The following is a 25,896-nucleotide window of genomic DNA, read 5'->3' as shown; positions in this document are numbered from 1 at the left end:
CGCCTGTCGCAGTAACACTGCACGTGCGTTGCAGTAAGGCTGCAACAGCTTTGCAACATTTTATTCACAAACACTTCATAAGACCTTCCACTATACTCGCACATATTACGCCTACTTTTGCGGCAGATTTAGATAAACACTAAAATACGCAAACATGAAACAACGGCTTTATGATTTCATCCCTGTCAAGCATCTATGCGTAGGGATGTCTTTATGTGGCATAGTGGCAGGTACCCAAACCGCTCAAGCTTCTCCCGTCTTCGGGCAATCATCGGGCTTAGAACTTCCGAGTCCCAGCATCTACCAACAAAGTACGAAACAGATTTCCGGTATCGTCAAAGACCATGCGGGGATTCCTGTAATTGGCGCGAACGTGATCGTAAAAGGGACGACAAACGGAGTAATCACCGGGCTCGATGGAGATTTCCTACTGGAAGTTCCGGAAAACGCTACCTTAGAGATCAGTTATATCGGTTATATGACGCAAAGTATCCCGATAAACGGGAAAACGACCTTCAACATCATCCTAGAAGAAGATACGCAGAAATTGGATGAGGTAGTCGTACTCGGTTATGGAGCGGGGCAACGCAAACAAGATCTCTCCGCTTCCGTGGGCGTGCTGAACAACACGGAAGACTTGGTGGCCCGTCCGGTTACCTCTACCGAAAGTATGTTGCAAGGGCAGTTAGCGGGTGTTACCGTACAAGCGAACGGTGGAGACCCGACGGCTACACCCTCGATCGTGATTCGTGGACAGGGCTCACAGAATGGCGATAACGTATTATGGGTTGTTGACGGTGTTCCCGGCGCACCCATCGCCTCTATGAATGATATCGAGACGATTGTCGTCTTAAAAGATGCTGCCTCTGCCGCTATCTATGGAGCGCAATCCGGAGCCGGCGGTGTTATCTTGGTAACCACCAAGAAGGCGAAAGAGGGCAAGACCTCGTTGAGCTATGACGCAACTTTCGGTGTTCGTAAAGCTAGCAACGTAATCGAGCCGTTAAATGCGGAAGAGCAACTCGAGATGCGAAAACTGTCTTACGCAAACGCGGGGTTTACATTGCCGACCGGTTGGGATTTGACCAAGAACCCATGGGTAGGTACCACACGTACCAACTGGATGGACGAGATCTTCCGCACCGCTTTCTACCAACGCCATAACGTAGCCTTGAATGTTGGTTCCGAGAATGCCTCCAACCGTGTTTCATTTGCTTACGATAACGATGAAGGTGTATTGATCAATACTTTCAACAAGAACCTTTCACTTCGTTACAACGGTAAATTCAAATTGAATAAATGGGTGACCATCACCGAAGACGTGGTTTGGAAAAACAACGAAAGCCGTTCAAAAGATACCGACAGTGGTTATACGGGAGTTGTCGCGGCGGCTATGTATATGCCTGCCAGCGCTACGGTTTACAATCCGCTGGATGGTACTTACGGTGGAACAACGACCGAAGACCCGGATTACATCGCCAAATATGGCTCCAACTTTGCGGATATCCACGGAGACGCTGTCAATCCGGTTCGCTTGCTGGAAGCGGAAAACCGCTATGACCGAACCAGCGACATCTGGAGTACGACCAGTCTGGAACTAGCGAATATCGTTACCGGCTTAAAGTTCACGAGCCGTTTCACTTACAACCTGAAGAATAATCTATATAAGAACTTCAGTCCGATCCGTGACGAGGTGGGAAAACCCTCCTTGACAAATAATCTGGATGAAACGACTTACCGTGCAGACGCATGGAAAACGGAAAACACATTGACTTACGACAATACGTTTAATGACATGCACACCCTGGGTGTCTTACTATCCACTACGGCCGATCATTACAGCAAGCGAGGGCTAGAGGTTAATGGAAAAGATTTATCTGACGAATCCGATTATTTACAATATCTATCCTATGCGAATTCTGTTTCCGCTACCGATTATTTGACCGGTCCTGACGCAAACGTATCCTTGATCGCCCGTCTGGCTTATTCCTTCAACGATCGTTACTTCGTTACAGCCTCTTGGCGTCGTGATTACGCAGGCCGTCTACCTAAAGATAATAACTATGGCGACTTCCCTGCCGTAACAGCCGGATGGAAAATCTCTAATGAATCTTTCTTCCCGAAAAGCGAGACACTGAATTTATTGAAGATCCGTGCTTCTTGGGGACGTGTCGGTAATCTAGGATCTATCGGTTACAATTACAAATCAGCTTTATTAGGTAAGAATTATTGGTCGGAGCAGGCACAGTACGGCGTAGAATCGAACAAGATTTGGGGAAACTTCGTCTATAACTCTACCGCATTAAATCCCAACTTAACATGGGAAACTTCCGAGCAATGGGACTTAGGCCTAGATGTGAACATGTTCGACAATCGCTTGAGCATGGCATTCGACTATTTCGACAAACGCACGTTCAACTTGATCCAGTCGCAAACGATGAACTGGCCGGGAACGATCGGTATCGATGCCATGTTAGTCAATCAAGGTGAAGTCCGCAACCGAGGTTTCGAGGCACAAATCAATTGGAACCAACAAGTAAATAAAGATTGGTCGTACTTCGTTTCCGGAAACTTCTCTTATCTAAAGAACTGGGTTTCTGATATTGGGGTAAAGAACGCAGACGGAACCCCGGGCGTTTGGACAGGTATCACCAAAAATGATGCATATTTCGATGGAAGTTATCGTAACCTTCCATATATGTATCAAACAGCCGAAGGAGAACCGCTGGCCTCTTTCTATCTGATCAAGACTGACGGCATTTTTCAAAGCGACGCAGAGGCAGCCGCTTATGTAAACAAAGACGGAAAACGAATCCAACCGGACGCTGTAGCCGGCGATTTGAAATTCGTCGATGCCAATGGTGATGGAGTTATCAATGATGAAGACCGTCAATACTGCGGTAGCGCTACACCTAAAACTACATTCTCATTCTCCGGAGGATTCACTTGGAAGAAGCTTTCCGTAAGCGCTATGTTCCAAGGCGTAGGTGGAGCACAAGCTTTATATGTAGGTAAATATATGGCCTTAAGCGATGTAGAAGGAAACTTCAACCGCTCAAAAGAGATCATGAACGCTTGGAGTCCGTCGAATACAGGGTCGAATATTCCACGCTTATCGAAAAACGACCCAAATAGCAACTTTAGCACACCGTCTGATTGGTATCTGGAGAATGCTTCTTACTTACGTTTGAAGAACTTCACCGTATCCTATGACTTGAGTGATGTTATCAGGAAATGCGCTCACCTGCAAGAACGCAACAGCATGATGTCTGTTTACCTTAGCGGTGAGAACCTCTTCACGATCACGAACTACTCAGGAATGGACCCGGAAACCGGCGGTTGGGATGCCTTGAAGTATCCGGTTTCACGCGTATTCTCTGTCGGAGTCAAATTGACATACTAATCGGGTATTTTAAAAGATATTCATATTAACAAAGGATCAAAATGAAAAGATATATTACAGTATTAGCATTATCCGCATTGGTTTGTAGTTCTTGTAGCGACTTCCTCGACGTTCAGCCGGAAGGAAACGCAACTACAACCTCCTATTTCTTGAATGATCAACAGGCCATTGATGCCATTGACGGATTATATGAAAGATTCCATCAAGAGGGTTGTTACGGCCGTGAATTATTCTGGGAACAGGGAGCCGCATGCGACATTGTTTGGGGACGTACACGCGGTTATAACTCTTTGGCGACCTTAGCCTATACCGGTGATGAATCTCCTCTAAGAGATGTATTCAGCCGTATGTATTCTACTATGTCCCGTGCGAATTGGATCATCCAAGAATTAGTGAAGAAAGAAAAGGGAACGACGCTGACCGCCGTCGAGAAACGCAGCTTGGGCGAAGCTTACTTCAGTCGCGGCTGGGCACATTATCTGATCGCTTATCGGTACGGTACGGATAAACAAGGAGTACCTTTCGTACGTTACGAGGACTTCCCCGACGATTACGACAACTCCATACCGCCTCAGCAAGCTACCGTTATGGACAATTATAAACTGATCATCGAAGATATGGACAAGGCAATCGCCTACCTTCCAAACTTCGAATCCTATGACGCCGACAACCGGGGCCGGGCACATCAGGCTGCTGCCGTGGCGTTCAAAGCGAAAACTTATGCTTACTGGGCTACTTGGGATGCTACCCAATGGAACAACGTCATCGAGATGGTCAATCAATTGGAGAACAACTACAATCGAGATCTAGCTCCTACATTCGCGGAACTATTCTCGTCTGACTTGAAAGATTATTGGAACGCCGAATATCTCTGGACTATTCCGAGTATCGGCGGCGCACTACCGGGCGGTACCGAATTCCCGGGCATTATCCTTGAGAACAAAGGATGGGGCAAATATAATGGTTGGGGGCAGATGAAGCCCTCTTACGACATCTACGAAGAAATGGCGAAAGATGGTAAAGGTAATGACCGTTTAGTACGCTCAATCTTGGAATACAACCAAGAGTTCCCGTTCTTCGGCGAGACACGCAAGTTCTGGTCTACCTCCGACCTTGAAGCTGGTTTCATGATCAATAAATACATGGACGCGTTCAAATACTCAGACCCTGTAGGTGAAGGAGCCGTGAGTGCTAACGGAGACTGGCCTACGGTCCGTGTCAATTTCCCGATCATCCGTTTCGCAGAAATGTTATTGTTCCGTGCCGAGGCATATTTAATGACAGGCCAAGCCGATAAAGCAACCGCAGATATCAACCGTATCCGCCTACGCTCAAACTTGACACCGCTTACCGGTACCGCCACGATGAAGGATCTATATCACGAACGCCGTTGTGAATTAGCTTTTGAGTTTACAGACCATCTATTCGACTTAAAGCGTTGGAACCGTTCTTCCAATACCGACATAAAGACATTGGCCGATAAAGAGTTGAACGCACATCCACGTATCCGCAGATATGAAGACCGGGCGAATCCGGAATCCGCGTTCACGATTATTGGTTACGAAGATTACACCAACAAAAACGCCTATCAAGCGCATATGATGGTATTCCCGTATCCAAGTGAAGAGATTACTAAATCGAATGGTCAATTGAAGCAGAACGAGGGATATTAACCGACTCCTTTAAACCGATCAAGGTACGAATAAGATTCATTACGGGCTGTCTCAGAAAATGAAACAGCCCATGTTATTTTCTACCGGGTAAAAACGCATATCTCAAATAGGTAGCTTACCTTTGCCTATTGTATACTATATATTAAACAAAAAATATACCATGAGATTAATTCAAACGCTTTCTTCTTGCTTGTGTACAGGAATAATAGCCTTATTCACGGCCTGTAGCCAAGCTCCACAATCCCCCATCGATTCCGTGGATCCGTTTATCGGCACGGGATTTCACGGACACACGTATCCCGGGGCCACGGCTCCCTACGGAGCGGTCCAACTAAGCCCGGACACCCGGAAAGGGAATTGGGACGCTTGTTCCGGTTATCATTACAGCGATTCTACCTTAATGGGTTTTTCCCATACCCATTTAAGCGGTACGGGATGTATCAACCTTGGCGATATCCTATTCCGTCCGTCACTCCAGACACCTCTAGCGTTCTCGCACTCGGACGAGAAGGCTTCCCCGGGTTACTACTCGGTGAATCTCAGGGAGGCAGGTGTATTAGCGGAACTTACCACGACCCCGCATGTCGGGATACACCGATATACCTATAAAAAAGGGATAGAGGCTACGTTGGTGGTCGATATGGACCATTTATTGGATAACGAATATATATACGAAGGCTGGGTTAAGCAAACTGGGGAGAATGAGCTTACCGGTATGCGGCGTACCCGGGGCTGGGTAGACAATCAGTATGTCTTCTTTGTAGCGCAATTCTCGCAACCCTTCTCTTCCATGGAACAGCCTTCCGAACGGCAAGCCGTACTTACCTTCGATACGACTACCGGAAAGCCCATCGTCTGCAAAGTCGGGGTATCGATCGTAAATGAGGAGAACGCCCGTCTGGACCTTGAGCAAGAGACGGATTCCTATGGCTTTGATTTCGATGCCATCCATCAAGCGACACGCTCCGATTGGGAAAAAGAACTGGACGTTATCACGGTAGAAGGAGGCACCGAAGCCGAGCGCACGAATTTCTATACGGCGCTATACCATAGCAAGATCATCCCGAACATAGCGAGCGACGTGAACGGACAATACCGCCGTCACGACATGAGCGTAGCGACGATCCCGGCAGGTCGCCGCCAATTCTCCACCTTCTCCACTTGGGACACCTTCCGGGCCTGGCATCCGATGATGACTCTGTTGGATACTACCTTGGTGAATGATATGGTACAGTCTCTCTTGGATATGTACGACGCCAGCGGCGAGCTTCCGTTATGGCCCTTATCGGCAGGCGAGACCGGAACCATGATCGGTTATCACTCCACATCGATTATAGCGGACGCTTATTTAAAAGGTATTCGCGGATATGACGCGGAACATGCTCTCGAAGCGATGAAGATCTCAGCGGAGAAAAATAAGAAAGGAGCGGATTATTATATAAAGGAAGGCTTCATCCCGACGAATATCAAGAAAGAATCGGTTTCCTGTTTATTGGAATTCGCCTACGATGACTGGTGTATCGCACAAATGGCGAAAGCTTTAGGACATATGGATGATTATGAGACCTTCATCAAGCGTTCCCAGAATTTTATCAACGTATTCGACGGTAGTACCCGGTTCTTCCGGGGCAAACGGCAGGATGGGAATTGGGAGACTCCTTTCGATCCATTCGCTATCGGACGTTCCTATACGGAGGCTACGGCCTGGCAATATCGTTTCTTTACCCCGCATGACGTATATGGATTGACCCAGTTGTTCGGAGGCCGGGAGGCATTCATCGCTGATCTGGATAGCTTATTTATGGTTACCTCCGAGGTAGTCGGCGATCTGGTAGACGTTACAGGATTGGTCGGTCAATATGCGCATGGCAACGAGCCTAGCCATCACATGGCTTACCTGTACAGCTACGTAGGCGAGCCGTGGAAAACCCAAGAATGGACCCGCCGCCTGTTGGACGAGATGTACCAACCGACTCCCGAGGGGATTATCGGCAACGAGGATTGCGGGCAGATGTCCGCTTGGTACCTGTTGAGCAGCCTTGGTTTCTACTCCGTTTGTCCGGGTAGCAACCAGTTTATCCTGACTGCGCCGCTCTTTGACAAAGCGACCGTGAAACTCGGAAACGGAAAGATACTTACGATCACGGCAAACCAACCGGAAAAGAATAAATACATCACGAGCGTATCGCTGAATGGAAAAGAGATTAAGCATTGCTATATCACATACTACCAGTTGATGCAAGGAGGCACACTGGACTTTACGCTCTCGGCGACACCGGACAAGAGTTGGGGAACCGCTCCCGAGTACGCTCCCTATTCCTATACGGAGCAACCTACCGTCTCTATCCCTTACATAGCGAATGATCTGGATTTATTTGAAGGTGAGATTACGGCGGAACTAAAATCCACGACACCCGAGGCGGTTATCCATTACACGCTTGACGGATCGGAACCGGATGAGAACGCTCCGGTATACAGCGAGCCATTCGTCTTAAAAGAGACCACGATTATCAAGGCCAAAGGATATAAAAAGGGATTCGTACCCAGCCGTACGTACTCGATCCAAGCGACAAAAGCCGTATTACGCCCCGCGTTATCCATACAGCCTACGAAGCATGGGGTAGCTTATACCTATTACGAAGGAGAGTTCCAATGGGTAGCCGATCTGCAAAAAGCGAAGGTAGTCGAGACCGGAACAATACCTGAGCCTTCTATCCTGAACGCTAAATTGCCGGATCATTTCGGTTATATCTTCACCGGATATATATACGCACCGGAAGACGGTGTCTATGAGTTCAGTACCCGCTCGGATGACGGTAGCGTCCTCTATATCGGCAAAGAAAAGGTAGTGGACAATGATGCCTCCCACGCCGCCATCGACGCGACGGGACGCATCCCCTTACAAAAAGGCTACCACCCCTTCGCCTTGCATTATTTCGAGGATTACGAGGGTGAGTACCTAGGCTGGAGCTGGCGTACGCCAAGCATGTCCAAACTAGACGCGATCCCAACAGAGAACCTTTATATAAATTGATAATACCTAGTTGTAGATATATCATTAAATACTGAATCATATGAGAAGAACAACTCTATCCGTGCTATCCGCCTTAGCCATCCTGCTATCCGGCATGATCGTTCCGGAGGCCGCGGCACAAAGTCGCCGAGACAAAGAACAAACGTATGTACTAGAGAAACCTTACGAGGTCAAGAAACTAGTCCCCCCTACCGGAAAGAAAATAAAGAACGTGATCCTCATGATCGGCGACGGCATGAGCCTTATGCACATGTATTCCGCTTGGACCGCCAACCGGGGCAAGCTCTGGCTGGACAACTCCCAATACACCGGCCTCTCGAAAACCTATTGCGCCAACCGCCTCATCACCGACTCCGGAGCCGGAGGTACCGCACTGGCCACCGGCCATAAAACGAACTACCATATGGTAGGCGTAGACCCGGAAGGCAAGCCCTTGGAATCTTTGGCTACCTTGGCGAATAAGAAAGGCCTGTCAAGCGGCATCGCCGTTACCTGTCGCCTATGGGACGCTACGCCCGCCGACTTCTGCTGCCACAATACGGATCGCGACGCCGAGGCCGAGATCGTAGCGGATTACGTGAACTGTGGCGTCGATTACGTATTCGGCGGCGGCTCCAAGCTATTCGAGAACCGTGCAGACGGACGTGATTTGTTCAAGGAATTAAGGGAGAAAGGTTACCAGACTCCCCGTAGCTGGGAGGAACTGGCGAAGATTCAAAAAGGCAAGGTATTCTGCGTTACCGATACCGTAGACACCCCGCTTCCCGCCGAGCGAGGCGATCTCTTGGCTCGTGCCTCAATGAAAGCGATCGATCTGCTGGGACAAAACCCGGAAGGTTTCTTCCTGATGGTAGAGGGCTCCCAATTGGATGATTACGGACATTTCAACGATATCGACCTGTTGATGCAAGAGACACATGATTTCGACCGTACGATCGGACGTATCTTCGAATGGGCCGCCCAAGACGGTGAGACATTGGTTGTCGTAACCGCCGATCACGAGACCGGTGGCCTTACCTTGGTGGACGGGGATCTGAACGAGGGCCGTATCGTTTGTAAATTCTCCACCGGAGGGCATAGCGGCGTGATGGTTCCCGTTTACGCTTTCGGCCCGGGTGCCGAGAACTTCACGGGTATCTTCGAGAATACGGATATCTTCTGGAAGATCAAAAAGCTCCTGAATCTATAATCAAACAGTATTCATCCGATGGAGAGTATAACAGGCCGCTATCCCGCTAGTCAAGTACCGCAATCCTCCCGGTCGGGTACCGCAGTACCCCTGCCCAAGTACCGCAGTACTTTGGCTGAGAGGACAGCGGTACTTGACTAGCAGTACTACGGTACCCGACCGGGAGGACCGTGTTCACCGACTGAGGCGCACCTTCTCCCTCTCTCCCCCAATAAAAATATCATAAGGAATGACAACAAGACGAAACTTCTTAAAGCAATCCCTTCTTGCGGCAGGCGCGGCCTCCGTTCCCGCCGGGAACCTTTTAGCGCAAGAGAAAATGGAAGAGAAACGACCCAAGTACAATCTTCCTTACAAGAACACCTACCTGAAGGAACCCTTCGTGACCGAGAACGAGTTCCGGACAGCGAAACCGGAGACCATCACGCCCGGAACCTTCGAGGAGGCCAAGCAAATCCTCCCGGACCCGACTTGGAGCGGACACGAGAAGGAAATCGAGATGTACTGGAAGGCTTGGCAAATCGGCATCGGCAACATCAAGGCCCCGGAACCGGATTCCGGTTTCGTATGCAGTTACCTCGATGTCGCCTACAACGGCAATATCTTCATGTGGGACTCCGCCTTCATGATGATGTTCGCCCGTTTCGGTACCCGCTTCTTCCCCTTCCAACGTACGTTAGATAATTTCTACGCCAAACAACACCCGGACGGTTTCATCTGCCGGGAGATCAAGGCGGACGGAGCGGACTGTTTCGAGCGTTACGATCCGACCAGCACCGGACCGAATATCCTCCCTTGGAGCGAGATCGTCTATTATAAGCAGTTCGGCGATATAGACCGCCTACACAAGATATTCCCCGCCCTTTGCGCTTATTATAAATGGTTGAAGCTAAACCATACGTGGCGCAACGGTACGTATTGGACCAGCGGTTGGGGTACCGGCATGGACAACATGCCCCGGGTGGAACCGAAATACAATCCGATATACAGCCACGGCCATATGATCTGGCTGGACGTTTGCTTGCAACAATACTTCACCGCCGGGCATCTGCTTGAGATGGGTTTCTATCTGGAGCGTTGGCAGGAGATCGAGGAGTTCGAGGACGAGCAGAAGATGCTAAAGAAGTATATCAACGAGAACCTATGGGACGAGAAGGAGCATTTCCTTTTCGATCAATACGCCGACGGAAGCCTTTCCTCCACCAAGGGAATCTATGCGTACTGGGCCTTATTGACCGATGTCCTGTCCAAGGAACGCATGGATGCTTTCGTGGCCGAGCTGGATAACAAGGAGACATTCAACCGCCTGCACCGCATCCCTTCCCTTGCCGCCAACCATCCTAAATACAAGGATAACGGCCGCTACTGGCAGGGTGGCGTATGGCCGGGAGCGAATTATATGGTGATTACCGGCCTATTGCAACAAGGCTATCGTAAATTGGCTTACGAGATCGCACGCAACCATTATGATAACGTCCTAAAGGTGTATAAGAATACCGGTACGTTCTGGGAATACTACGCTCCGGAACATGAGGAGACGGGCTTCATGGCTCGCCCGAATTTCGTGGGCTGGGGCGGACTGGCACCGATCTCCGGCTTGATCGAGCAAATCTTCGGCATCCGCTCCAATGTGTACGAGAAGAAATTGACCGTAGACGTGAACTTGACGGAGGCTTATGGTATCGACCGTTATCCTTTCGGCCTCGACGGTCTGGTAGCGATCAAAGTCAAGGCCCGTTCTTCCGCTACCCAAGAGCCGCAGGTAGAAATTACCAGCGACGTCCCCTTGGAACTAACCGTCCTTTGGGGCGACAAACAGAAGACGGCTAACGTAAAACCCGGCACGCAAACCATATAAAACAGTAAATCCATCAAACATCCAGTTGTAGAGACGGTGCGTGCCCCGTCTCTACAACTAGACTCAAAAAACAATTAGTATATGAAACAGATTCTATCCTTATTTATCACCTCCCTCGCCCTCTGTACGGCTTGCTCCTCCCCGAAGGGATCGGACACAGTTCAAGTGGCGGAGACAACCACGGAGCAGACGATTCAGAAAGCCTCCTCCGCAATTCATTACAACGCCTTCTCGCACAATGATTACTGGCGGGAGAAACCTCTGCTGGACGCCTTGTCCTTCCGCTTCAACTGCGTGGAGGCCGATCTGTGGCTGATCGATGACGAGCTATACGTTTCCCATGACCGCCCGGAACCCAATCCGGCCATTACCTTCGAGAACCTATACCTCAAGCCGCTCGTGGCCCGCATACAAGCGAATGGAGGTAAGGTCTATCCCGATAGCGATCGTCCTTTCTACCTGATGGTGGATTGCAAGGCACAAGGCGAAGAGATGTACAAGCTATTAAAGAAACAGATGGAACCTTACGAGGAATATTTCTGTTCCGTCGATAACGGCGAATATAAAGAAGGTGCCGTCCTCTTCTTCCTTTCCGGCGACCGTCCGAAGAACAGCCTGCCGAAAGAGAACAGCCGCTTCACCTTCCTCGACGGACAAATAAAGGATCTGGGACAGGGCATCCCTGCTTCCCTCGCTCCGGTCATAAGCGATAATTACTCCGATTTCTTCACTTGGAAAGGTGAAGGCGAGATGCCCGCCGACCAACTACAGAAGATGCGTGAGATCATCCGGAAAGTTCACGATGAGGGAAAACTATTCCGTTGGTGGGGCGCCCCGGATACCGAGCAGTTCAAACGCTTCTTCATCAAGGAAGGTGTAGACTTGGTAGGTGCCGACGATCTGAATGGGTTATACAACGTATTGAACGAGCGTTAAACGAGAAAATTACAATAGGCATTATAAGGTTGTTACAATGGGCATTCTAGCATCCTTACAACAGGCATCGTAACAGCCTTATAATGCCCATCATAGTTTTAACATATCACAACCGCTTTTATTCCAACCAAGGCTGCGGATTCAGCTTCGTCTTTTCCTTCCACAGTTGGAAATGGAGGATCGTGGAATTACCATCTTCCGGGTCTGAATAGATCCTTCCGATCGCTTGACGGGTAGAGACCCGGTCGCCCGCTTTCACATATACCTGACTCAAATTGCTATAAACCGTCAAGTAGTTACCATGACGAACGATTACGGAATTATTGTACCCCGGCACCACGAACACACGCGTCACCTCCCCATTGAATACCGCACGGGCATCCGCCCCGGGTGAGGTCTGGATATCGATACCACTATTACTGGTACGAACATATTTCAACTCCTGATGCTGTTGCTCGCCGAATGTAGAGACGATCGTATGTCTTCCGGCCACCGGATACGGCAAACGTCCCCGGTTATTGGCGAAGTTATCGGACAATTGCTTCTCCGCCTTTGTCATCGCATAACCCCCTTTCGTATCCGCCACACGTTCCTCACGGATCGGCTCTTTTTTACTTTCCGGTACGGGTTTACCCTTAGCGGCAGCTTGTTCACGGGCACGACGCTCACGTTCCGCACGTTCACGGGCGGCTTTCGCCTCGGCCTCGGCACGGGCGATCTCCTCGGCGATCTGCTTCTCTATCTGTCGGTTTAAAGCCTCGGCTTGACGACGCTTCTTTTGGAGATCCGCCTTCAAATCCTTTTGTCTCTTATTCAATAGCTGGACTTCCTCTTTCTGAGAAGCTTCCTCACTTTCTAGCTTCTTACTCTCTTCTTGACGAGTTCCTAAAAGGGTACGCTTCTCGGCACGGGTCTTCTCCATCTCAGCTTGCTTGCGGCTGATCTCGGCCTGCTTTTCAACGATGTCATTCGCTTGCCGCTTCTGCCAATCCGCATATTCCCGTAAATACCGTATACGCCGCATGGATTGAGAGAAACTCTCGGCGGATAGGATAAACAACAATTTATCTTGCGAGCTATGGCGTTTATAAAGCCCTCGCATCGATTTACCGTAATTCGTCTGCTTATCGCCCAGTTCCCGTTTTAAGGTGCGCAACTGGCCTTGGATATTCAAGATATCTTTCTCGATCTCATCCAGCTCTTGATTCAATAAACTGATGACTTTCTTACGCGAAAGAATTTGTTTGGAAAGTAGATTCAAACGGTTCAGGGAAGTTTTAGCAGTCTGGGCCGTCTCTTGTAATAATTTATTCGTCTCCTCGATATCGGCCAACGCCTCCTTGCGCTGCTGCTCCAACTGACGGACAGCAGCGGATTTCTGACCGTAAACCACGGTAGATAAAGACAATGCCAATAGAACGATCCAGACGTACCTCATGATAGATTATTGATTCAGATTCGTAATCGTTTTCAATACTTGCGCAAAGGTAATACGCTTATATTTAGAAGGAACCGAAAAATCCAACTTGAGCGGCTCGTCCAGTTGGATACGGGAGTAATGGATCTTCACCCCACCCTCGGGATTCCCGTTCTTCAACACCTGCACATCCATCAACATCGGGAACGGCTGCCGATCCACCAAGCGAAAATCCTCGTACAGCCATTGCAAGGCATAACGATCGGAAGGGTCCGCTACATAGGTAGAGAGAAGTTTCTCCTCGCCGTCCGCCTTAAAGGTATAGAATAGCCCCATGGCATCCTTCGTCTTGATCTCGGCGACCGGACCTTCTTGATTCAGCTTAAACCGATTATAATGCTTACGGGAAACGCCTTGTTCCCCCGGGATAAACAGATGATTCGTGAAAAGAGCCTGCAAATTATAGAAGTTGAACTCGATCGGAGTCTGTCCTTGCAAATTGGAATAATTCTCGATCATATAGCGTTTATTCATGCGGTCTACCACCTTGATCGTATCCCGGCTCAACTCGATACGGAAGATCTCGATCCCGAGAAATGGCTGTACCGACAGCTGGAAAGCGCTATCCTTGACCATCTTCATATCCACCCGAGAGCTCATTTGCTTACCGGGGATATCCAGATCCACGTTCAGCCGAGCCGTCAAGGTACGGAACTGGAAGGATTGATCCTCCACCGACTGGAAGAACTCATTATGAGCCTTCACGCTAGCGGATTCCACCGTCCCGACTTTCTTGGACGATTTACAGCCTGTCAACATCGAAAGTAAAAGACCTCCACATAACAGGAAGGTCAAGAAATAGTCTCTTTTCATTTCGCGTTCTCGTCTTCTATATATTGTTGCTCGGCGATCTTACGGTTCAAGATCTCGGAATCCTTCCCCATCTCTTTCGCCTTTTTCCATTGCTCCACCGCTTTCTCCTTATCACCGTTCATGAAAAGGATGTCCCCATAATGATCCACGAGTTCGGCGCTCTTTGTCTTATCTTTCTCCAAAGCGCTCTCGATATAGATTTTCGCCAAGGTATAGTTTCCTTGTACGAAGAAGATCCAAGCGTAGGTATCCAGATACGTGGCGTTGTCCGGTTCCAGCTTGATACATTGGGCGCTCATACGCTCCGCCTTCTTCAAGTCTTTCTTCTCCAAGGAAAGGAAGTAACTGTAGTTGTTCAGTACGACCACGTTCTTGTCATTGTACTTCAATGCCTCATCGTACGCTTTATACGCTTGATCCAATTGCCCCATCTGGTAATAAATATCACCGATCTGGCCGTAGAAATCCGATTTCAGCGGCAGGTTCTCCTTCGGAATGATATTCAAGCCCGCATAATAGGTATTCAAGGCTTCTTGATATTTCTGTTGTTGGTAGTAAGCGATACCCAGATAGAAGTAATATTCCGGCGACTCGGGGAAAAGCTCCATACAAGCCGTACAGATACGGATGACCTCCGGGATATCCTCCCCTTTCAAAGCCAGATTCAGCAATTGCTGCCAAGCCCCGGCGTTACTCGGTTCCATCTCGGTTACCAACTGGAACTGGAATTTCGCCTCCTCTGTCTTTCCTTGGGCCATCAAGAGACCGCCATACATCAGTTTTAAGTCGATATCCTCCGGATGTTGCTCCAAAAGGGTTTGGAATAAATGATTCGCGTTCTCAGTTCCCTGCTTCGTTTGTTGCAGTTTCAAGATATACCGGGAAAGGATGTTCACTTTCGTCTCCACGTCCAGCTTCTCGTTTACCAAAGCGCTACGGATTTGTTGCTCGGCGGCCTCCTTATCCCCTTTCGCCTCGTAGTAATTGGCCATAGAGACGATATAATAAGGGTCAGTCGGATCAATCTCATTCGCTTTTTGATAGCAAGCCAAAGCCTTGTCCATCTCCCCGTTTTCCAAATGAAGATCGCCCAATACGATCTGGTAACGGGCCTCCATAGGATATTTAGCCGCTAGCTTCTCGATCTCCTTGAAAGCCTCTTCCGGTTTCTCCAACTGGACGTACAGTTTGTATTTCTGCATGGAGATCGCCTCGTTCATACCCATAACCGACTCCAATGCGTCATAAGCCTCGATCGCCTTCCCGATCTCGCCGGCTTGCGTCAAGGCATCGGCCAGATAATAATTCAGCTCCTCCTTCTCCGGATAATCACGAACCAGTTCCTCGTACTCCTCGGCGGCTTCGCCATACATACCCAGATTCCGGGTGATAGACGCCAATGCCATTTTATACGTGAAATTATCCTTGCTGTTGGCTACGGCTCTTTTCAACATCTCGACCGCTTTCTCCGGACGGTTCAACTGTACATAAAAAGAAGAAAGCTCATACAAGACCGGAGCCGCCGTCGAGTCAATCGCCAAGCAATGGTTGAAGGCATCATAAGCGGCGTCAAATTTCCCGGCGTTCTTCAAGTTCAAGCCCTCATAAAAGAAATAATCGAATTTACGTTGATCCTTCTCCGTTTCTGTAGCACCAGCCGGGAGCACAGCGACCAACGAGAGGAAAGAGATGAGATATATCAGTTGCTTAAACATCCTATTATTCTTGTTAACCTTATTATTCTTATTCTTTTCCGGTATGACCGAATCCCCCGGCTCCCCGCTCCGTATCATCCAACGTCTCCACGAGTTCCCAATCCACATGGCTATGAGCGGCTATAACCATTTGGCAGATACGCTCACCATCATTCACCGTAAAAGGCTCGGAAGATAGATTCACGAGAATGATACCGATCTCCCCCCGATAATCGGCATCGATCGTACCCGGCGTATTCAGCAGGGTTATCCCATGCTTTAAAGCCAGCCCGCTACGAGGACGCATCTGGGCCTCATAGCCTTCCGGCAGCGAGATATAAAGTCCGGTCGGGATTAATTTACGTTCCAACGGTTTCAACACAACCGATTCCGACAAATTCGCCCGGATATCCATCCCGGCAGATAAAGGAGTCGCATAACCCGGCAGCGGGTGATGCGATTTATTGATAATTCTTACTTTCATATATTATCTTATTTTCTTTATTCCCGAACGGAGACTATTCGGATTACACCGAGTGCTCCAAAACGAAGCGATAAAGACCATATCATCATCTATATAATAAATAACCTTATAATTCTTATGAACAACCAAACTGCGATACTCTCGTTCAAGCCCTCTCAAAGCAGGTTCAATCTTACCTAAACGAGGGAAAACAGACAGCCGCTCATTTGTTCTCTGCACTTCGTCCACAAAACGAATCACGGCCTTTTCCCCAAAAGCAAGAAAACCAAACGATATCGCTTCCTTAAACAACACCTTAGCCTCATCAAGCCAAACTACTTGCATAAGAACGGATATTCATTTCTTAGCTCTTGAAAGACTTTCTCGCTCGGGGTAAAACGTCCAGCGACACGATCCTCTTCAGCCCTCCCTAGACTTTCTTTCAATTGAGCGATCGAATGAGGTAATGCCGGTACATCTCCAAACAAACTATCAGAAACCTCTTGTCTTTCTTGAAACTTTACTTTTACTTTTCTTACAGCATCAAGAATCGCTTCCATAAGCTCCTCATTACCTAAGGCACTCATGGTTTCCTCTATATATACATATTTCAATTCATTTACTGTCATACTTCTTAATAGGTTCTAATCCTTGATCTCCACAAAGGTAATGAATTAACTAATTAACCCAATCCCCGTTCTCTTTTATTAACTGAACTAAACGTTCTACAGCGTCTTCCTCGGGGATATTCTTGAGGACACATTCCTTACCTTTATACAGGCTGATTTGTCCACGTCCGGCACCCACATAACCATAGTCGGCATCGGCCATCTCGCCGGGGCCGTTTACGATACAGCCCATGATACCGATCTTCAAGCCTTTTAAATGGGAAGTAGCCTCCTTGATACGGGCGATCGTTGTTTGCAGGTCGTACAAGGTACGTCCGCAACTCGGACAAGAGATATATTCCGTCTTACTGATACGGGTTCTTGTAGCCTGCAAGATCCCGAACATACAGCGATCCGAGACAACCGCCTCGCATCCCTCATTGTGCAGCATCAAGCCATCCCCAAAACCATCCAGCAAAAGCGTACCGAAATCGGCGGCGGATTTCAGTTGCAACAACTCCACATCCGTCTCCCGGAAATCACGATGCAAGACAACCGGCACGTCACAACCCGCCATCAGCAATTTATGCATAGCCGCACGTTGCGAGCCAACCCCATTCCGATGATGTGTACTTAATAAAACCACCACGGTCTTATCCGCTTTCAATATCTCCAACATACGATCCGTAAGATCCATATACGTCAGACGGATAAACTTAAGCGGACAATCGTAATCCTTTAACTCCTCCGCTTCCGAGGCGATGAAGCAAGGAAAAGCATTCGGACGCTCTTTCCAAAAATGAGCGTCTACCAATAAACGGAAATTATCCGGCAAATTATCCGGATCTTCCTTTCCTATATATATATAGTCCGGCAAGGACAAATGATCAAACTCAAAATCCCCGTTACTACGATCGGAGATCACGACTGGCGGGAAAGTACCTCCGATACCCTCCACCACACGGCTTATACGACGGCATGTCGCCACCGTATCGAAACCGGGAGCCATCGAAGCCTCGATAGGACGATGATTTTCCCGTTCCCTAATATAATCCACCAATTTACGCGCTACCGGCATTTCCGCCTCGGGGTCCTCACTCAAGGAAACCCGGATCGTATCACCGATACCGTCACATAGAAGCGTACCGATTCCGACAGCGCTCTTGATACGCCCGTCCTCACCGTCACCCGCCTCCGTTACCCCAAGGTGCAAGGGGTAATGCATATTCTCGGCCTCCATCGTACGAACCAACAACCGCACGGTCCTTACCATGACAACGGTATTGGAAGCCTTAATCGAAATAACCACATCCGGGAAATTCTCCTCCCGGCAAATGCGAAGAAACTCCATACAACTCGCTACCATCCCCTCGGGCGTATCACCATAACGGCTCATGATACGATCGGAGAGCGAGCCATGATTCACACCGATACGAATAGCGGTGCCATGTGCCTTACAAATATTCAAGAAAGGGACGAACCGCTCACGGATCTTCTCGATCTCGGCGGCATATTCCTCATCCGTATATTCAAGATGGCTGAATGTCTTTACCTTATCTACATAGTTTCCCGGATTGATACGTACCTTTTCCACCTCACCGGCGGCGGCATCAGCCGCTCTAGGATTAAAATGGATATCAGCGACCAAAGGAGTCGTATACCCTTGTTCATTCAATTGTTTACGAATCTCGCCCAAGTTTCGGGCTTCCCGTTCCCCCTGTGCCGTAAAACGCACATACTCAGCTCCCGCCTCGATCATACGGATCGCTTGAGCTACCGCCGCCTCCGTATCCATCGTTGATACATTAGCCATGGATTGAATACGGATAGGATTCTCACCTCCCATGGGTGTGTCACCGATTTGGGCAACGGATGATTTACGGCGGTTGTAATTAAAGTAAGCCATTGTTAATTGAAAATTGAGAATTGAAAATTGAGAATGAGTGTTGAGAACTGAAAACCTAAAGAGAGACTTTCTCCTTAATTTTCAATTCTCAACTTTCAACTTTCAATTAATTAGTTTTGTATTTAAAAGAAACCTTAGCCAACTCCTCGTTAGCCTTCACGATTTTCTTCTTCAAATCCTCCTTATAAGCGGATAGCTTCTCCTGAAGTTGCTCGTCGCCGACGGCAAGCATCTGCACCGCAAGGATACCAGCGTTCAAAGCGCCATTGATGCCGACAGTAGCCACAGGGATTCCCGGAGGCATCTGTACGATAGCCAACAAGGCATCCATACCGTCCAGCGTAGAGTTAATAGGCACGCCGATCACGGGAACCGTCGTCATGGAAGCGATCACACCGCAAAGATGAGCGGCCATTCCGGCAGCGGCGATGATAACCTTGATTCCACGTCCTTTAGCTCCTTTGGCGAAAGCCTCCACCTCAGCGGGAGTACGGTGTGCGGATAGAGCATGCATCTCGAACGGGATCTCCATCTCATCCAAGAACTTAGCCGCCTTCTCCATAACGGGTAGATCCGAGGTACTACCCATGATAATACTTACAACAGGTGTCATTCTTATTTAGCGATTAATTTTTGATAGTCTTCAGCGGATAATAGTTCCTCCAACTCAGAAGCGTCCGTAAGAGAAATCTTGATTAACCAACCTTTACCATAAGCGTCTTCATTAACCAATTCAGGAGCGTCTTCCAATTCAGCGTTTACTTCCAAAACCTCTCCGCTAACCGGCATGAAAAGATCGGAAACAGTCTTAACAGCTTCAATCGTACCGAACACCTCTTCTTGAGCGACGGTCTCCCCCTCTGTCGTAATGTCTACATAAACGATCTCACCTAGCTCGCCTTGAGCGTAATCAGTAATACCAACATAAGCTACGTCACCTTCTACACGAATCCACTCATGGTCTTTTGTGTACTTTAAATCTGCAGGAAAATTCATAATTTTAGTGTTTTTATTAGATGAATAAATAGATATAACTCATTAATGAGGCTACAAAGGTACATATAAATCCCAGACAAAACCCCGCATATACCTGCATTGGTGTATGCCTTTTTAAAAAGATACGCGAGGTACCTAATAAACCAGCCACGATCAACACGACTATAAAAGCCCAGTAGGGATTTATCATATGGATACGCGCCACTCCCATAACACCGCCCAGTAACCCGCCGATACCAATGGCATGCGCGCTAATCTTCCAAGCAAAATTGATGCATAAGGCGATTACCAAGGCTACGCAAGCCCCGATCAGCATCGCTAACAACCAAAACGGCATCAGCATCTTATACAGGAAAAAGATACATACCAAGATGGAAGTGATAAAAATCAGATAAGGAACCACCCGCTCCTTCCGGTCGGAAAGCTCTATATCGCCGGCCGCGCCATTTTTCACCAATAAGAAGATGAAAAGCCCGGGAACTATCGCTGTCGAAATAAAGGTACCTCCGGCAATCAGCAGCTTCACAGGTAACGGGTAAATGGCGAGAAATGTAAACATCAACGCCAACACGATCCCATAGGTCACCATAAGCAACGGATGGAACACGAAGGATATTATATTCGAGAATAGTTTCATACGCTTTTATATTTCTTTTCTCAGACGAGCTACCGGAATCCCCAGTTGCTCCCTGTATTTCGCTACCGTACGCCGGGCGATGACATACCCTTTTTCTTTCAGGATCGTAGCCAACTCCTCATCGGTCAACGGTTTTCGTTTGTCTTCGGCATCTACATGTTCTTTCATGATCTTTTTCACCTCACGGGTCGAGATCTCCTCGCCGGTATCGGTCTGCATAGACTCGGAGAAAAAGTATTTCAACGGATAAATACCGAAATTCGTTTGCACATATTTACTGTTACTTACCCGGGAAATAGTGGAGATATCATATCCCGCACGCTCCGCTACGTCTTTCAAGATCATGGGATGGAGGGTAGCCTCATCGCCTGTCAGGAAAAAGTCCCGTTGTAAATAGATAATCGCCTCCATGGTACGCTGCAAGGTCTCATTACGTTGCTTGATAGCGTCGATGAACCACTGGGCGGAATCCAACTTTTGTTTCACGAACTGTACGGCATCCCGCCTCTCAGCGGTTTGGTTCGCCTTATTCGCCGTATAATCCTGAAACATCTCGGCATACTCCCGGTTGATACGCATATCCGGTACCCCCCGGTTATTCATGCTCAAGATAAGCTCTCCATTATGCGCTTCCACCACGAAATCCGGGATGATCTGGCTCATCGCCACTTCCATAGAACCACCCCAACTACTTCCGGGTTTCGGATTTAACATAGTAATCTCGTGAATGACCTTCTTTAACGTTTCCTCATCGATATCGAGACCTCGTAAGATCTTATCGTAATGTTTGCGGGTGAACTCCTCGAAATATTCGGTCAAAACACGAATCGCCAAATTTGTAACCGGAGTATTCTCCTTCTTATCCAGCTGGATCAACAGACATTCTTTCAAGTCACGGGCACCTACCCCGGCAGGCTCAAAATCTTGGATGATATTCAAGATAGACTCGATCTCCTTCTCATCTACCTCTTGTCCGGCTTGGAAGATCAAATCGTCCGCTATCGCCGAAAGGTCCCGGCGCAAATAACCGTCATCATCGATATTTCCAATGATATACTCCGCTATTTTCATTTGCTTATCCGGTAAATCCCTTAACCCGAGCTGCTGTAACAGAAACTCATTCAAGGATTGGCTTACGGAGAAGGGGACATCCTCTTTCCGTTCCGCACGCTCGGTCATTTCCCGTAGCTTATAATCAGGTATATCGTCTTCCGTTAAATAATCTCCCAAAGAAAGGTCGGTCTCAGTATCAACAGAAGGGATCTCTTCTCCCCCCTCCTCGCTTTCAGTTCGTTCAAAATCATCAACAGGCTCTTTTCCTTCCTCCAAGGCTGGGTTATCTTCCAGCTCATGCTTCACACGTTCTTCCAACTCGATCGCGGGAAGCTCCAGAAGCCGTATCAACTGTATCTGCTGAGGGGATAGCTTTTGCTGTAACTTTTGTTGTAACTGTTGCTTTAACATAATCTAAATCATTGCACTGTAAGGGCAGGACAATCACCCGCCCTCTTATTTATCAACATGCAAATATAAGTTTTTAGTTTTAACAGTACAGCTATTAAACTATAATAGTTCTAAACAAGGTGCATGATCTTTTGCCCGACGGATCATTGCCCGGCCTCCAAATAACAAACAGCTTAAATCCGGGCCCCGAAACATTTTGTCAAAAAGGGGTAACATAAAAACACGTACGTGTTTTCAAAAAAAGACGTACATGTTTTCGGAAAAACACGTACGTCTTTTTTTAAAGGCTTTATAGAGTCTGATTCTACCTAGTACTTGAAGCTTCCTCCCCCCAAGAATTCACGGAGCAAGGAAGTTCCCGGCAACTCTTCCGTAGGGATATAATTAAAGTAGCGAAGGAAACGAAGCAAACGATATGCCTCGGCATTCGCTTTATTGCTCTCGGGTACTTGCGCTAGGATCGGTTCCGCATATTTCCGCAAAGCGGCCAACTCATACAACATGGCGCTATTAAACATAGCGTCCGCATTCTCCTGATACGGAAAGATCCATTTATCCTCACCCCGGCGAACGCTCGGCCAACGGTTGATCGTATCTTCCGCCGAATATCCCCTAAAGCGATAATCCCGGATAATACGGCGCAGCAGACGATTATCCGTCGTCGGTATCCAATTATGGTTATCCAAAGAGATAGAGGTCAAGACCGAGACATATACCCGATATTTATATTTATCATCGATAAACTCCGTCAGTTCCGGATTCAAAGCATGAATACCTTCTATTACCAAAATCGAGTTCTCACGAAGTTTTAACTTCTTTCCCTTGAAAATCCTTCGGCCAGACTCAAAGTTGAAACTAGGCAGCTCGATCTCTTCCCCGGATAACAACTTCTTCAAATCCTTATTAAAATAAGGTAAATCCAGCGCATACAAAGATTCAAAATCATACTCGCCATGCTCATCTTTCGGTGTATCTTCCCGATTCAAGAAATAATCATCCAAGGAAATTCCTACCGGATGAAGCAGGTTAGTCGTCAATTGTACTTGCAAACGCTTGCAAAATGTAGTCTTTCCCGAAGAAGAAGGGCCGGAGATCAAGACGATACGGATGCCCTCTTTATATCCATCGGCGATCTTTTCGGCGATCTTGGCAACCTGTTTTTCCTGCATCGCCTCAGAGACAAGGATTATATCCTGAGAGCGGCCTTTCTCTATCGCTAAATTCAAATCCCCCACATTATCTAAGCCGACAGTCCGCTGCAATGTAAGGTGTTCCTTATAAGCCTCGAACATCTTATCCTGCTTGATGACAGGCTGCAATTCCATCGGATCGGTCTGCTTCGGGATACGGAGCAAAACGCCATCCATATACGGTTCCAAGTCAAACAATTGGATATAGCCGGTCGAAGGGGTTAAACAGCCATAAAAGAAGTTGATATAACCTTCCAACTCATAATAAGAGGTATAAGGCAATCCCGCCGTCTCTATTAAGCGAGCCTTATCATTCATACCCCGCTCCCTGAACAATACGGCGGCATCCACCGTACGGACACTCTTATGGAGGAAAGGAAGATCCGCGTCAATCAACTCCCACATACGTTTCTTGATCTTCTCGATCGTCTCCAGATCGATGTTCTTGCCGTTATGGATCACGCAATAGTAACCTTTCGATACCGGATGTTCCAGATTTAAGGTCGCCGTCGGCCAAATATCATACACCGCCTTGGAAAATATATGGCAAAGCGAGCGGACATAGGTTCTCAATCCGGATAATTGAGTATAGTCGATAAATTCGATATCCTTCGGTTGCCAGCAACGGAAGTTCAAGCTTTCCGTCTTATTATTCACTTGCGCGTTCATCGGCCTGTACCGAAGCGGAGCGCCAACCGCCGTATAAATGTCCAACAACGAAGAACCAATGGGTACATCCTTGTAGGTATTATTATTTTTGCAGTAAATTGTTATTGTCTCAGACATACTATCTCAGTTATTATTTGTAAATTCGCCCCCTAAAGTTAGGAATATTAATCGGATATACAATCCACTTAAACGTAATTTAAATGGACTATTCTTTTTTTGATTTTCTCCGGCTGATCGGCTCCTTGGCGCTGTTCTTGTACGGAATGAAGATCATGAGTGAAGGGTTACAAAAATTTGCGGGTGACAGTTTACGGCGAATACTAACCGCGATGACCACGAACAGAGTAACCGGTATGCTCACCGGGGTGTTAATAACGGCTCTTATCCAATCATCATCGGCTACGACGGTTATGGTCGTGAGTTTCGTGAATGCCGGACTCTTGACATTGACCCAATCCATCGGAGTCATTATGGGTGCCAACATCGGAACCACGGTAACGGCATGGCTTATCTCCGCCCTCGGTTTCAAGGTCGATATCGCCGCATTCGCCCTTCCCCTTTTAGCTTTCGCTCTCCCACTCTTCTTCTCAGGAAAAAGCTCTCGTAAATCAATTGGTGAATTTGTTTTTGGTTTCGCGTTCCTGTTCATGGGCCTTCAAAGTTTAAAGGCAAACGCCCCGGACCTCGGAGCGAATCCGGAAATGCTGGCTTTCGTGCAGAATTATACGGATATGGGATTTTTCTCCATCATCTTGTTCTTATTTATCGGAGCGATCTTAACCATGATCGTACAAGCCTCCGCCGCCACGATGGCTATTACATTGATTATGTGCGCCAACGGCTGGATCGATTATCATTTGGGAGTCGCTTTGGTATTAGGCGAGAATATCGGAACCACGATTACGGCCAACTTAGCCGCATTAACCGGAAACACACAAGCACGACGAGCCGCGTTAGCGCACCTTGTTTTCAACGTTTTCGGTGTCATGTGGGTTTTGGTGCTCTTCTACCCTTTCACGAATGCCGTCTCATGGTTTGTTACCCATGTAATGAAGGTCAGTGATCCGGCTGTGGCGGTATCCTTTAAACTGGCAGCGTTCCACACTGCATTCAATATCAGTAATACTTTCATTATGATCTGGTTCGTAAGCTTGATCGAAAAGACCGTATGTACGCTTATCAAGCCCAAGGTGGAAGACGAGGAATACCGCCTTCGCTATATCACGGGAGGTATGTTATCCACCGCCGAGCTTTCCATCCTACAAGCTCATAAAGAAATCTCATTATTCGCCGAGCGTACGGCTAGGATGTTTAATATGGTGAAAGAATTATTTTACGAGAAGAATGAGGAGACCTTCCTCAAGACGTATAGCCGTGTAGAGAAATACGAGAATATCAGCGACCGCATGGAGATCGAGATCGCGAATTACTTGACTGAAGTATCGGAAGGCCGTTTGAGTTCTGAAAGTAAGGAAGAAATCCGTATCATGCTACGTGCCGTCTCGGAAATCGAGAGTATAGCGGATTCTTGTAATAACCTTGCCCGAAGTATCAAACGCAGAAACGAGTTCAAATCCGAATTCACGGAGGAGCAAAACAAGCATCTGGATCATATGTTCGAATTGGTATCCGGGGCGTTAAGCCGCATGAACGTAATTCTGCATAAGCCGGAGCTCGTGCATGATGATATCAATCCTTCTTATAACATAGAGAACGAGATCAACAACTACCGTAACCAGTTGAAGAGCCGGAATATCGAAGATATCAACAATAAGCTGTACCAATATCAAGATGGCGTTTATTACATGGACATGGTTAGTGAAAGTGAAAAGCTGGGCGATTATGTATTAAATGTTGTTCAAGCGGTTATCGAGAAGAAAATATAG

General features: G+C 47.8%; 19 protein-coding genes. 7 read left to right on the top strand and 12 right to left on the bottom strand.

From position 1 onward, the window contains the following. Positions 1-154 precede the first annotated feature (154 nt). The 6 genes from BHV83_RS06160 (at position 155) to BHV83_RS06135 (ending at position 12,093) form a co-directional block, all read left to right on the top strand. The gene (locus tag BHV83_RS06160) at positions 155-3,403 is read left to right on the top strand and encodes a SusC/RagA family TonB-linked outer membrane protein (protein ID WP_286756888.1); all 3,249 of its coding nucleotides are present in this window, start codon (positions 155-157) and stop codon (positions 3,401-3,403) included. Between the two features lie 41 nt (positions 3,404-3,444). Then, complete coding sequence (locus BHV83_RS06155; RefSeq protein WP_122381018.1) at positions 3,445-5,076, top strand: RagB/SusD family nutrient uptake outer membrane protein; 1,632 nt, start codon at positions 3,445-3,447, stop codon at positions 5,074-5,076. Between the two features lie 160 nt (positions 5,077-5,236). After that, the gene (locus tag BHV83_RS06150) at positions 5,237-8,110 is read left to right on the top strand and encodes a GH92 family glycosyl hydrolase (protein WP_286756885.1); all 2,874 of its coding nucleotides are present in this window, start codon (positions 5,237-5,239) and stop codon (positions 8,108-8,110) included. A 40-nt stretch (positions 8,111-8,150) separates the two neighbouring features. Further along, complete coding sequence (locus BHV83_RS06145; RefSeq protein ID WP_005860025.1) at positions 8,151-9,299, top strand: alkaline phosphatase; 1,149 nt, start codon at positions 8,151-8,153, stop codon at positions 9,297-9,299. Positions 9,300-9,528: 229 nt separating this feature from the next. Beyond that, positions 9,529-11,157 (top strand): MGH1-like glycoside hydrolase domain-containing protein, encoded by a 1,629-nt coding sequence (locus tag BHV83_RS06140; protein WP_286756883.1) that lies wholly within the window; start codon positions 9,529-9,531, stop codon positions 11,155-11,157. A gap of 81 nt (positions 11,158-11,238) precedes the next feature. Further along, positions 11,239-12,093 carry a phosphatidylinositol-specific phospholipase C/glycerophosphodiester phosphodiesterase family protein gene (locus tag BHV83_RS06135; protein ID WP_286756882.1) on the top strand — a complete coding sequence of 285 codons (855 nt, stop codon included), beginning with the start codon at positions 11,239-11,241 and terminating at the stop codon, positions 12,091-12,093. Positions 12,094-12,211: 118 nt separating this feature from the next. Here the strand turns inward: BHV83_RS06135 and BHV83_RS06130 are convergent, their stop codons facing one another. The 12 genes from BHV83_RS06130 to BHV83_RS06075 all read right to left on the bottom strand — a co-directional run bounded on the left by BHV83_RS06130 (position 12,212) and on the right by BHV83_RS06075 (position 24,127). After that, positions 12,212-13,531: a murein hydrolase activator EnvC family protein gene (locus BHV83_RS06130; protein WP_286756880.1), complete on the bottom strand. Its 1,320-nt coding sequence runs from the start codon at positions 13,529-13,531 to the stop codon at positions 12,212-12,214. Between the two features lie 6 nt (positions 13,532-13,537). Then, positions 13,538-14,383 (bottom strand): lipoprotein insertase outer membrane protein LolB1, encoded by an 846-nt coding sequence (gene lolB1 / locus BHV83_RS06125; protein WP_005860032.1) that lies wholly within the window; start codon positions 14,381-14,383, stop codon positions 13,538-13,540. Continuing rightward, positions 14,380-16,098 carry a tetratricopeptide repeat protein gene (locus tag BHV83_RS06120; RefSeq protein ID WP_005863454.1) on the bottom strand — a complete coding sequence of 573 codons (1,719 nt, stop codon included), beginning with the start codon at positions 16,096-16,098 and terminating at the stop codon, positions 14,380-14,382. The genes lolB1 and BHV83_RS06120 overlap by 4 nt, the downstream gene beginning before the upstream one ends. A gap of 28 nt (positions 16,099-16,126) precedes the next feature. Further along, the gene (dut, locus tag BHV83_RS06115; RefSeq protein ID WP_022192384.1) at positions 16,127-16,561 is read right to left on the bottom strand and encodes a dUTP diphosphatase; all 435 of its coding nucleotides are present in this window, start codon (positions 16,559-16,561) and stop codon (positions 16,127-16,129) included. Between the two features lie 3 nt (positions 16,562-16,564). Next, on the bottom strand, positions 16,565-16,885 hold the full coding sequence (locus tag BHV83_RS06110) for a type II toxin-antitoxin system RelE/ParE family toxin (protein ID WP_044545172.1): 321 nt from the start codon (positions 16,883-16,885) through the stop codon (positions 16,565-16,567). Beyond that, positions 16,876-17,169, bottom strand: coding sequence for a hypothetical protein (locus BHV83_RS06105; RefSeq protein ID WP_005863458.1), 294 nt, complete (start codon positions 17,167-17,169; stop codon positions 16,876-16,878). Before BHV83_RS06105 ends, BHV83_RS06110 begins: the two co-directional genes overlap by 10 nt. A 49-nt stretch (positions 17,170-17,218) precedes the next feature. Then, positions 17,219-19,054, bottom strand: a complete 1,836-nt coding sequence (locus BHV83_RS06100; RefSeq protein ID WP_005863460.1) for a 4-hydroxy-3-methylbut-2-en-1-yl diphosphate synthase — start codon at positions 19,052-19,054, stop codon at positions 17,219-17,221. A gap of 106 nt (positions 19,055-19,160) precedes the next feature. Then, a complete protein-coding gene (gene purE, locus BHV83_RS06095; protein WP_005860041.1) occupies positions 19,161-19,667 on the bottom strand; it encodes a 5-(carboxyamino)imidazole ribonucleotide mutase in 507 nt (168 codons plus the stop codon). Between the two features lie 2 nt (positions 19,668-19,669). Then, positions 19,670-20,050 carry a glycine cleavage system protein GcvH gene (gene gcvH / locus BHV83_RS06090; protein ID WP_005863462.1) on the bottom strand — a complete coding sequence of 127 codons (381 nt, stop codon included), beginning with the start codon at positions 20,048-20,050 and terminating at the stop codon, positions 19,670-19,672. A gap of 16 nt (positions 20,051-20,066) precedes the next feature. Next, positions 20,067-20,687: a hypothetical protein gene (locus BHV83_RS06085; protein WP_005863464.1), complete on the bottom strand. Its 621-nt coding sequence runs from the start codon at positions 20,685-20,687 to the stop codon at positions 20,067-20,069. A gap of 6 nt (positions 20,688-20,693) precedes the next feature. Further along, on the bottom strand, positions 20,694-22,151 hold the full coding sequence (gene rpoN, locus BHV83_RS06080) for an RNA polymerase factor sigma-54 (protein WP_005860047.1): 1,458 nt from the start codon (positions 22,149-22,151) through the stop codon (positions 20,694-20,696). A 308-nt stretch (positions 22,152-22,459) separates the two neighbouring features. Further along, entirely contained in the window at positions 22,460-24,127 is a 1,668-nt protein-coding gene (locus BHV83_RS06075; protein WP_048927006.1) for a nucleoside kinase, read from the bottom strand. Between the two features lie 83 nt (positions 24,128-24,210). Here BHV83_RS06075 and BHV83_RS06070 point away from each other — a divergent pair, with 83 nt between their 5' ends. After that, positions 24,211-25,896, top strand: coding sequence for a Na/Pi cotransporter family protein (locus BHV83_RS06070; protein ID WP_022191856.1), 1,686 nt, complete (start codon positions 24,211-24,213; stop codon positions 25,894-25,896).

This window comes from Parabacteroides sp. merdae-related_45_40 (assembly GCF_001915675.1).
This window is presented reverse-complemented; position numbering and strand designations above follow the sequence as displayed.

Excerpts from the sequence above, each read along its gene's own strand:
- BHV83_RS06160 (WP_286756888.1), top strand. The coding sequence starts at position 155 with ATGAAACAACGGCTTTATGATTTCATCCCTGTCAAGCATCTATGCGTA.
- BHV83_RS06155 (WP_122381018.1), top strand. The coding sequence starts at position 3,445 with ATGAAAAGATATATTACAGTATTAGCATTATCCGCATTGGTTTGTAGT.
- BHV83_RS06150 (WP_286756885.1), top strand. The coding sequence starts at position 5,237 with ATGAGATTAATTCAAACGCTTTCTTCTTGCTTGTGTACAGGAATAATA.
- BHV83_RS06145 (WP_005860025.1), top strand. The coding sequence starts at position 8,151 with ATGAGAAGAACAACTCTATCCGTGCTATCCGCCTTAGCCATCCTGCTA.
- BHV83_RS06140 (WP_286756883.1), top strand. The coding sequence starts at position 9,529 with ATGACAACAAGACGAAACTTCTTAAAGCAATCCCTTCTTGCGGCAGGC.
- BHV83_RS06135 (WP_286756882.1), top strand. The coding sequence starts at position 11,239 with ATGAAACAGATTCTATCCTTATTTATCACCTCCCTCGCCCTCTGTACG.
- BHV83_RS06130 (WP_286756880.1), bottom strand. The coding sequence starts at position 13,531 with ATGAGGTACGTCTGGATCGTTCTATTGGCATTGTCTTTATCTACCGTG.
- lolB1 (WP_005860032.1), bottom strand. The coding sequence starts at position 14,383 with ATGAAAAGAGACTATTTCTTGACCTTCCTGTTATGTGGAGGTCTTTTA.
- BHV83_RS06120 (WP_005863454.1), bottom strand. The coding sequence starts at position 16,098 with ATGTTTAAGCAACTGATATATCTCATCTCTTTCCTCTCGTTGGTCGCT.
- dut (WP_022192384.1), bottom strand. The coding sequence starts at position 16,561 with ATGAAAGTAAGAATTATCAATAAATCGCATCACCCGCTGCCGGGTTAT.
- BHV83_RS06110 (WP_044545172.1), bottom strand. The coding sequence starts at position 16,885 with ATGCAAGTAGTTTGGCTTGATGAGGCTAAGGTGTTGTTTAAGGAAGCG.
- BHV83_RS06105 (WP_005863458.1), bottom strand. The coding sequence starts at position 17,169 with ATGACAGTAAATGAATTGAAATATGTATATATAGAGGAAACCATGAGT.
- BHV83_RS06100 (WP_005863460.1), bottom strand. The coding sequence starts at position 19,054 with ATGGCTTACTTTAATTACAACCGCCGTAAATCATCCGTTGCCCAAATC.
- purE (WP_005860041.1), bottom strand. The coding sequence starts at position 19,667 with ATGACACCTGTTGTAAGTATTATCATGGGTAGTACCTCGGATCTACCC.
- gcvH (WP_005863462.1), bottom strand. The coding sequence starts at position 20,050 with ATGAATTTTCCTGCAGATTTAAAGTACACAAAAGACCATGAGTGGATT.
- BHV83_RS06085 (WP_005863464.1), bottom strand. The coding sequence starts at position 20,687 with ATGAAACTATTCTCGAATATAATATCCTTCGTGTTCCATCCGTTGCTT.
- rpoN (WP_005860047.1), bottom strand. The coding sequence starts at position 22,151 with ATGTTAAAGCAACAGTTACAACAAAAGTTACAGCAAAAGCTATCCCCT.
- BHV83_RS06075 (WP_048927006.1), bottom strand. The coding sequence starts at position 24,127 with ATGTCTGAGACAATAACAATTTACTGCAAAAATAATAATACCTACAAG.
- BHV83_RS06070 (WP_022191856.1), top strand. The coding sequence starts at position 24,211 with ATGGACTATTCTTTTTTTGATTTTCTCCGGCTGATCGGCTCCTTGGCG.